The sequence below is a fragment of the Sulfurospirillum sp. MES genome (assembly GCF_000789415.1).
GTDB lineage: Bacteria > Campylobacterota > Campylobacteria > Campylobacterales > Sulfurospirillaceae > Sulfurospirillum > Sulfurospirillum cavolei.
On the sequence record NZ_JSEC01000035.1, the window covers coordinates 1 to 2047 of the forward strand.

The window sequence follows — 2047 nt, forward strand, 5'->3', positions numbered from 1 at the left end:
CCAAGTACAAAGGGCGTTTTGTGATTGAACTTTTAGTGTTTGACGTCGACGGTTGTTTGACGGACGGCGGAATTATGTACGGTAACGGCGATCAGGAAGAATTTAAAGTTTTTAACGTCAAAGACGGGTTTGGAATCGTTGCGTGGATGAAACTCGGAAAAAAAAGCGCGATTATTACCGGACGCGGTTCGCGTGTTGTAGAACGCCGTGCGAAAGAGCTCGGCATTAGCTATTTGTATCAGAACGTGAAAAATAAAAAAGCGGTTTTAGAAGAGATTCTTCGTACCGAAAATCTCTCTTTTGAAAATGTTGCCGCTATCGGCGACGATCTTAACGACTTAGCACTCTTGCGTTCGGTGGCTCTTTCGTTTGCGCCCAACGATGCGCTGCCTTTGGTCAAACGAGAGGTCAGCGTGGTTTTATCTCGCAACGGAGGTCACGGTGCGGTACGTGAGATGATCGATTATGTCGTGGCATCGGAAAATTTAAGCGAGGCATTCGTAAACCCTTGGTTGTAAGATTATTCGTCTACGGAGCGCTCCTCTTTTTAGGCATGAGCGTTTTTTTAATTATCAAAGAACCCTACACGTTACGCATCGTTGATCTCAACGGCAATCAGATTCCCGAAATCGAACTGATTCACACTCAAAATTACCAGATCAAAGATAACGGTATCGAAAGTATCGTGAATTCGATGCGCGTTATGCGTTTTAAAGATTTTGACGAGCTTCAAACCGTCACGGCCGAACATCGAACCGACAAAGGACTTCGAGGCGTTTTAACGACCGATAAAGCTTTGGTTCGCGATAAAGTGATTCACTGTATGAGCAATTCGCATTACGTCCGTAGCGACGGCGTTGCACTGGAAGGTGAAGATATTTTTTACGATTTGAATACGGAAGTTTTACGCAGTGACAAACCCTTTATTTTTTCTCAAGAACGAAGCCGTACGAACGGTCTTTCATTTGTTTATCAGATGAAAGAGGGCACAATTGCGGCGAATAGTATTCATTCCGTGATTCAACAAGTGGAGAGAAAAGGCAAATGAAATTTTTGATTATCCTCGCAGCATGCGTTTGTTCGATGCTTGTTGCCGCAGAAGTACAAGTGACCGCCGATAAATTTTTTGCGGACGAAGCCAAACGAATCAGTATTTTTGAAGGAAACGTGACCGTTATCAAAGAGGGCGATAAGCTCACGGCGAAAAAGATTACGATTCATTTCGACGAGAAAAAGCAACCGATTCTCTATATTGCTACGGGTGACGCTAAGGGCAATATGATGATGAAAGAAAAACACTATTACGGTGAAGCCGACAAGATGACGTACGATCCTACTAAAAGCCTTTACACGTTAGAAAAAAAGGCGTTTTTACATGAAATCGATACCGATAAAAAAGTCTACGGCGAATTAATTCGCGTCGATCAAATCAGCGGTCATTACGAGGTGGACGGAAAAGGAAGCGCTCCTGTGAAGTTCATCTTTAAGGTCGAGGATAAAAAACAGTGATCCACGTCAAAGAAGCCCGCTTTGTTAAGTCGGCTTCCAAGCTGGATGAAAGCACGCCCGAGGGCATTAGCGAAGTGGCATTTATCGGACGTAGTAACGTCGGTAAAAGCTCTTTAATTAATGCGCTTAGCAATCGAAAAGATTTGGCCAAAAGTTCTTCTACTCCCGGTAAAACAAGGCTCATTAACTTTTTTCACGTCACGTTAACGCAGGATGAAGTACCGTTTACGCTTCAATGGGTTGATTTACCCGGTTTCGGCTATGCGAGGGTATCACATAGCATGAAAGACGAGTGGCAAAGAAATTTAACGGAATACTTAAAAAAACGTGCTTCGATTCGATTGTTTCTTCATCTCGTAGATGCAAGACACCCTTTTTTGGAAAACGACAAAGCCGTACACGACTATTTGCACGACGTCGTTCGTCCCGATCAAACGATTTTACGCATTTTTACGAAAGCCGATAAGCTTACGCAAAGCGAAATCAGCGTGATCAAAAAACACTATCCGGATGCTTTATTGGTCTCTAGCAGTCGCAA

At 43.5% G+C, this 2047-nt stretch carries 4 protein-coding genes; all 4 read left to right on the forward strand.

The features are described from left to right. The coding region (locus OA34_RS13170; protein WP_502685208.1) for a KdsC family phosphatase at window positions 1–518 on the forward strand (518 nt) is incomplete at its 5' end. Continuing rightward, window positions 509–1048, forward strand: a complete 540-nt coding sequence (locus OA34_RS13175; protein WP_039676167.1) for a hypothetical protein — start codon at window positions 509–511, stop codon at window positions 1046–1048. The genes OA34_RS13170 and OA34_RS13175, both read left to right, overlap by 10 nt. Beyond that, entirely contained in the window at window positions 1045–1509 is a 465-nt protein-coding gene (lptA, locus tag OA34_RS13180) for a lipopolysaccharide transport periplasmic protein LptA (protein WP_254376528.1), read from the forward strand. The genes OA34_RS13175 and lptA overlap by 4 nt, the downstream gene beginning before the upstream one ends. Beyond that, on the forward strand, window positions 1506–2047 hold a 542-nt coding region (gene yihA / locus OA34_RS13185; protein ID WP_039676169.1), incomplete at its 3' end, for a ribosome biogenesis GTP-binding protein YihA/YsxC. The genes lptA and yihA, both read left to right, overlap by 4 nt.

Coding starts and splice junctions, on each gene's coding strand:
- lptA (WP_254376528.1), top strand. CDS start 1,045: ATGAAATTTTTGATTATCCTCGCAGCATGCGTTTGTTCGATGCTTGTT.